6 protein-coding genes are annotated in these 5,622 nt (G+C 62.9%); 2 read left to right on the top strand and 4 right to left on the bottom strand.

Going from position 1 to position 5,622, the window contains the following annotated elements:
* From AC1D1Z_RS33285 to bcoG, 3 genes are all read right to left on the bottom strand, one after another.
* A partial coding sequence (locus AC1D1Z_RS33285) for an acyl-CoA dehydrogenase family protein (RefSeq protein ID WP_477853111.1) occupies window positions 1-529 on the bottom strand: 529 nt, incomplete at its 3' end.
* 10 nt (window positions 530-539) lie between these two features.
* Window positions 540-2,030 (bottom strand): carnitine 3-dehydrogenase, encoded by a 1,491-nt coding sequence (locus tag AC1D1Z_RS33280; protein WP_131646995.1) that lies wholly within the window; start codon window positions 2,028-2,030, stop codon window positions 540-542.
* A gap of 7 nt (window positions 2,031-2,037) precedes the next feature.
* The gene (gene bcoG / locus AC1D1Z_RS33275; RefSeq protein WP_018449115.1) at window positions 2,038-2,940 is read right to left on the bottom strand and encodes a 3-dehydrocarnitine:acetyl-CoA trimethylamine transferase BcoG; all 903 of its coding nucleotides are present in this window, start codon (window positions 2,938-2,940) and stop codon (window positions 2,038-2,040) included.
* Between the two features lie 101 nt (window positions 2,941-3,041).
* On the opposite strand from bcoG, the gene AC1D1Z_RS33270 reads away from it, so the two are divergent.
* Complete coding sequence (locus tag AC1D1Z_RS33270) at window positions 3,042-4,040, top strand: GlxA family transcriptional regulator (RefSeq protein ID WP_131646996.1); 999 nt, start codon at window positions 3,042-3,044, stop codon at window positions 4,038-4,040.
* Here AC1D1Z_RS33270 and AC1D1Z_RS33265 read toward each other — a convergent pair.
* Window positions 4,015-4,890: a LysR substrate-binding domain-containing protein gene (locus AC1D1Z_RS33265; RefSeq protein WP_131646997.1), complete on the bottom strand. Its 876-nt coding sequence runs from the start codon at window positions 4,888-4,890 to the stop codon at window positions 4,015-4,017. The two genes, AC1D1Z_RS33270 and AC1D1Z_RS33265, sit on opposite strands and share 26 nt — an antisense overlap.
* Window positions 4,891-5,002: 112 nt before the next feature.
* On the opposite strand from AC1D1Z_RS33265, the gene AC1D1Z_RS33260 reads away from it, so the two are divergent.
* Window positions 5,003-5,622: DMT family transporter (locus AC1D1Z_RS33260; protein ID WP_477853107.1), on the top strand; the 620-nt coding region annotated here is incomplete at its 3' end.

Here is a 5,622-nt window from a genome sequence, read left to right as displayed (position 1 = left end):
GCGTTTCCTCCTCGCCCGTCGCGGCAAAGACGATGACGAAATCGGCGACATCGGCATGGGAGATGAAATGTTTCGTGCCGTTGAGGACGAAATCGCCACCGTCGCGGCGGGCGGCGCATTTCATGCCGCGCATGTCAGAACCGGCGTCCGGCTCGGTGATGGCGAGCGCATCGATCTTCTCGCCGCGCACCGCGGGCAGGAGGTAGCGCTCACGCTGCTCGCCCTCGCAGGCCATCAAGATGCCGGAGGGCCGGCCGAAGAAAACCGTCAGCCCCAGGGAACCGCGCCCGAGCTCCCGCTCGACCAGCGTGAAGGTGACATGGTCGAGGCCGGCGCCGCCGACTTCTTCCGGGAAATTGCAGGCATAGAAGCCAAGATCGATGCATTTGCGCCGGATCTCGTCTCCGAGCTCCGGCGGGACGACACCGCTGCGCTCGACCTCGTTCTCGTGCGGATAGATTTCGGTCTCGACGAAGGCGCGGACCGTCTCGACGATCATTTCCTGTTCTTCGCTCAGTCCGAAATTCATGCCGATCCTCCTACCGTTTCTGGCCGACGTGACGGCCAACACCTTCAGGCGCGACCAAATTCGCATGCGCTTCGGCAATCGACCTGACTTTGTCGAGAATGACGGCCGGCGCCGGTGTCGCCTTGCCGGCCTTGCTGTCGACATGCAGCAACATGTGCTCGGCGGTTGCCAGAGCTTCGCCCGTCACTGTGTCGTGGAGGGTGTGGAAGACATGCAGCCGCTTCTCGTCGACGGAGAGGATCTGGCAGGTCGAATGGATCGCCTGGCCGAGCTTCGCCTCGCCGAGATGGCGGATGTGGGTTTCCACCGTGTAATAGCTCCGCCCCGCCTCGACATAGGCGAGATCAACGCCGATGAGGCGCAGCAATGCATCCGAGGTATCCCCGAAAACCTGCAGATAACGGTGTTCGGTCATATGGCCGTTATAGTCGACCCAGGCGGGGCCGACTTTCGTCTCGACAAGCCGCAGCGGCTTCAACGGGTCGAAAGACGTATTTGCCCTGCCGGCTTCTGCCCAGAGCGATTGCTCGAAGTCTTTCAGCAGCTTGCCGGCGCCCCAGCCCTCGCCGTCGTGACCGCCCTTCAGGGCCTGCAGGATGCCGACGAGGTTTTCGTCGCGGATGCGTTCGAGCTCGCGGATCGACAGTCCAGCCGCCTGTTCATCGGATTGCCGGCCGATCTTTTCGATCAGTGCATCGTCGAGATCGACGACATCGGTGAGCTTGGTCCACGGCCAGGCGAGGCATGGACCGAACTGGGCGAGGAAGTGGCGCATGCCAGCCTCGCCGCCGGCAATGCGGTAGGTCTGGAACAGGCCCATCTGCGCCCAGCGCAGGCCGAAAGAGTAGCGGATGACGTCATCAAGCGTCTCGACCGTGCAGATATCGTCGTGGATCAGCCACAAGGCCTCGCGCCAGAGCGCTTCGAGCAGCCGGTCGCCGACAAAGGCCTCGATCTCCTTGGCGATGTGGACGCCCTTCATGCCGATCGGCACCAGTCTTTCCATCGCCGTCTGGATGGTCGCCGTCGAGGTCTTTTCGCCACCGACGATTTCGACGAGCGGCAGCAGATAGACGGGATTATAGGGGTGGGCGACGAAGAGGCGTTCGGGATGCTTCATGTCGCGCTGCAGATCGGTCGGCAGCAGGCCTGAGGTGGAAGAGCCGATCAGGGCGTCCGGGCGCGCCACAGCATCGATCTCCGTCAGGACGCCGCGCTTGAGGTCGAGCCTTTCCGGCACGCTTTCCTGAATCCAGTCGGCGCCGGCGACGGCTTCCTCGAGCGTCGTGCAGAAGGTCAACCTGCCGCGGGGCGGCAGGGGTGCTCCGGTCAGCATGGCATAGGCTTTTTCGGCGTTGGCAAGCACTTCGCCGACGATGCGGCTCGCTTCCGGATGCGGATCGAACACATTCACGTCGATGCCAGCCAGCAGAAATCGCGCGATCCATCCGCCGCCGATGACGCCGCCGCCGATACAAGCCGCTTTGGTGATCCCTGTCATGCCGTCCTCAGCGCTTCGTCAGTTTGAGTTTCTTGCGAACGTCTTCCGGACCGATGATCCGGGCACCCATGCCCTCGACCACCTGCACGGCCTTTTCGACGAGTTGCGCATTGGTGGCGAGCTGGCCCTTGCCGACGAAGAGGTTGTCCTCCAAGCCGACGCGCACATTACCGCCGGCGAGAACGGCGGCTGCCGGATAGGCCATGGCGTTGCGGCCGATCGAAAAGGCCGAGAAGGTCCAGCTCTGAGGCACGTTGTTGACCATCGCCATGAAGGTATTGAGATCGTCGGGCGCACCCCAGGGAATGCCCATACAGAGCTGGATCAGCACCGGGTCTTCGATCAGGCCTTCCTCGGCAAGCTGCTTGGCAAACCAGAGATGGCCGGTGTCGAAGGCCTCGATCTCGGGCCGCACGCCGAGATCCGTCATCTTCTTCGCCATGGCCCGCAGCATGGCCGGCGTGTTGGTCATGACATAGTCGCCGAGATTGAAATTCATCGTGCCGCAGTCGAGCGTGCAGATCTCCGGCAGGCACTCGGCGACATGGCTGACGCGCTCGGTGGCGCCGGCCATATCCGTGCCCTTAGGATTGAGGGGAAGGGGGCTTTCGACATCGCCGAAGATCAGGTCCCCGCCCATGCCGGCGGTGAGATTGAGGACGACGTCGACATCGGCCGAGCGGATGCGGTCGGTGACTTCCCTGTAGAGATCGTTGCGGCGGCTGGCAGCACCCGTTTCCGGGTCGCGGACATGGCAGTGAACGACCGCAGCACCGGCCTTTGCCGCATCGATGGCGGAATCGGCGATCTGCTTGGGAGTGATCGGCACGTGGCTGGATTTGGAAACCGTATCGCCGGCGCCGGTGACGGCGCAGGTGATGAAGACATCGCGGTTCATCGCAAGAGGCATGTATTTGTTCTCCCTCGTCTTGTCCGCATTACGCGACAGGATCGATGGCGATGCGTTGCATTTTCGGAAGCAATTGATACATTATCGGAACTCCGAGGGAGGTGGCCTTGCTGCTGCGATCGACGGAACGGCTCGATATCGACCTTCTCGTCCTGCCGGACGCGAACCTGATCCTGATCGCCTCGGTGATCGAGCCGCTGCGCGGTGCCAACCGCATTTCCGGCAGCGAGCTCTATCGCTGGCGGCTGCTCACGCCGGACGGAGCACCGGTCCCGACCACCAGCAATATCGCCGTGCCCGCACAAGGCGCTTTCAAGGCGACGACCGAGGATACGCCGCTATTCGTGCTTGCCAGTTACAACTGGCGCCACAGCGCGACGCCGGCCCTCAAGATGCAGCTCTCCCAGGCTGCCCGCTATCGCACGGTGATTGCCGGCATCGAGTCCGGCACATGGCTGCTGGCGGAAGCAAGCCTGCTCGACGGACTGCCGGCGACCGTCCACTGGGAGGACTACGAGGATTTTGCGCTGGCCTATCCTGAGGTGCGGGCCGTCAAGGATCGTTTCGTCATCGACGGCAAGCGGCTGACGACCTCCGGTTCGCTTCCAACCGTCGACCTRATGCTGGAAGTGATCAGGCAGCGGCAGGGTTATTCGYTGGCGCTCGAGGTCAGCCGGCTGTTCCGCTATGAGCAGCCGTCCTTCCATGCCGATGAGTCACTTTCCGCAGCCTCGGCTGGGTTGCGCATGCACGATCCCCGTGTCGCGCAAGCGGTGCGGCTGATGGAAGAGCATATCGAGCAGCCTCTGATTCTCACGCGGCTCGCCCGCAGGGTGGGCATCAGCGCCCGACATCTGCAGGATCTCTTCCAGCAGAGTATCGGCGCGCCGCCGCATGTGCATTATCTCGCCCTGCGCTTGAATGCGGCCCGCCGCAAGGTGATCGAGACGACGGCCTCCTTCGCCGACATCGCGGCGGCAACCGGCTTCAACTCGGCCTCAGCCTTTGCGAGAAGCTACCGGGCGAGTTTTTCCGAAAGCCCGTCCGAGACCCGGCGCCGCTTGCGGCGCCGCATCACGTCATCGGAGATGCGGGCATAGGCTGGAATGCGTCCCGTATCATTTCGGCAAGTTCCCGAACGGCCTCGCTGGAACGGTAAGTGCTCCGGCGGAGCACGACCTTGGAGGAATCGACCGGCGGGAAACCGTCTTCGGCGGTGAGTTCCCGGCAGCCGGGCGGAATGCTGCTGCGGGAAAGCGTGGTGACGGCAAGGCCTGCGGTCACGGCATTCTTCAGCCCCGAGCCGGTATCGGCAATGAAAGCGATTCGATAGTTGCGGCCGATCTGTTCCAGTGACCGGAGCGCAAAATCGCGCGACCAGGTGGAGTTGCGATAGGTCGCTATCGGCAGGGGATCGATGTCGTGCAGCCGGTGGACCAACGATGTGACCCAGACTGTGGGATCGATGCAGATGACCTCGCCTTTCGTCTCATCGCTCCAGTCGAAAACGACGGCCAGATCGAGCTCATCCCGCTCGAGGGCGGCCAAGTTGCGAACTGTGTAGTCGCAGGACACGGTGACCTCGACGGCCGGGTGGCGTACGGCGAAAGCCGCAAGGGCCGCCGGCAGCACCGTCTGGCTGTATTCCTCCGGAATTCCGATGCGCACCGGTCCGTCCAGCGGTTTGCTGCGGATCGTCGCGGCGGCCTCGTTCAGGAGGTCGATTATCCTGCGGGCATAGGGGACGAGCTGTATGCCCTGGCGCGTCAGCAGCACGCCGCGGGCGCCCCGTTCGAACAGGGTTTCGCCGATCGTCTGCTCAAGCCGCTTAATCTGAGTGCTGACCGCCGACTGCGTCCGCCCGATGCGCTGGGCAGCCGCGGAGAAATTGGAGGTCTCGGCAACGACCAGGAAGGTTCTGAGCAGGTCGCTCTCAATCGGTTCGTGCATGGGTTAGCCATAGAAAAAATCGATGATAGGTATCTCTACTATTCGTTTGTCTGATGTCAATTCTTGGCGCAGAAATGAACGGCGTTCGACTTCCTTCTTTGAGAATATCTGCGTGAGCATTGAAAATCCGGCCAGACGCCTCGCAGGCAGCGAGCACGAGAAGGGTGTGCTTCTCATCATTGCCGCGACACTTGCCTGGAGCGCGAGCGGCGTCTACTCGCGGCTCCTGACGACCGACGTATGGACGGCGATTGCCTGGCGATCGTTGTTCGGCGGCCTGTTTCTGCTGATCCCCTGCCTTTTCCTCGAAGGGGGCATCTCGCGGCAGCAATGGCGATCCGTCTTCCATCCGTCCGGTCTTGCCATGATCGCATGCCAGACCTTCAGTCAGGTATGCTTCATCGGGGCGCTTTACATGACCACCGTCGCCAATGTGACGATGATCTATGCGACCGCGCCCTTTATCGCAGCGTTGCTCGGCTGGGTCATCCTCAGGGAGAGGGTCTCCAGGCGGACGCTGATTGCCGGCGGCATTTCGCTCCTCGGTGTCGCGGTCATCGTCGCCTCGTCGATCGGCGGCGGCACCGGTTGGGGCGACCTGCTGGCGCTCGGCATGACCGCGTCCTTCGCGCTCGTCATCATCATTCCGCGCATCAGTCCCGACGTGCCAAGTCTGCCGCCGACCGTGGTCAGCGCTTTCCTGACACTCGCGCTCTTCGCGCCGTTCGGTTC

The sequence above is a fragment of the Rhizobium sp. P1_E1 genome, from assembly GCF_056406015.1.
This window is presented reverse-complemented; position numbering and strand designations above follow the sequence as displayed.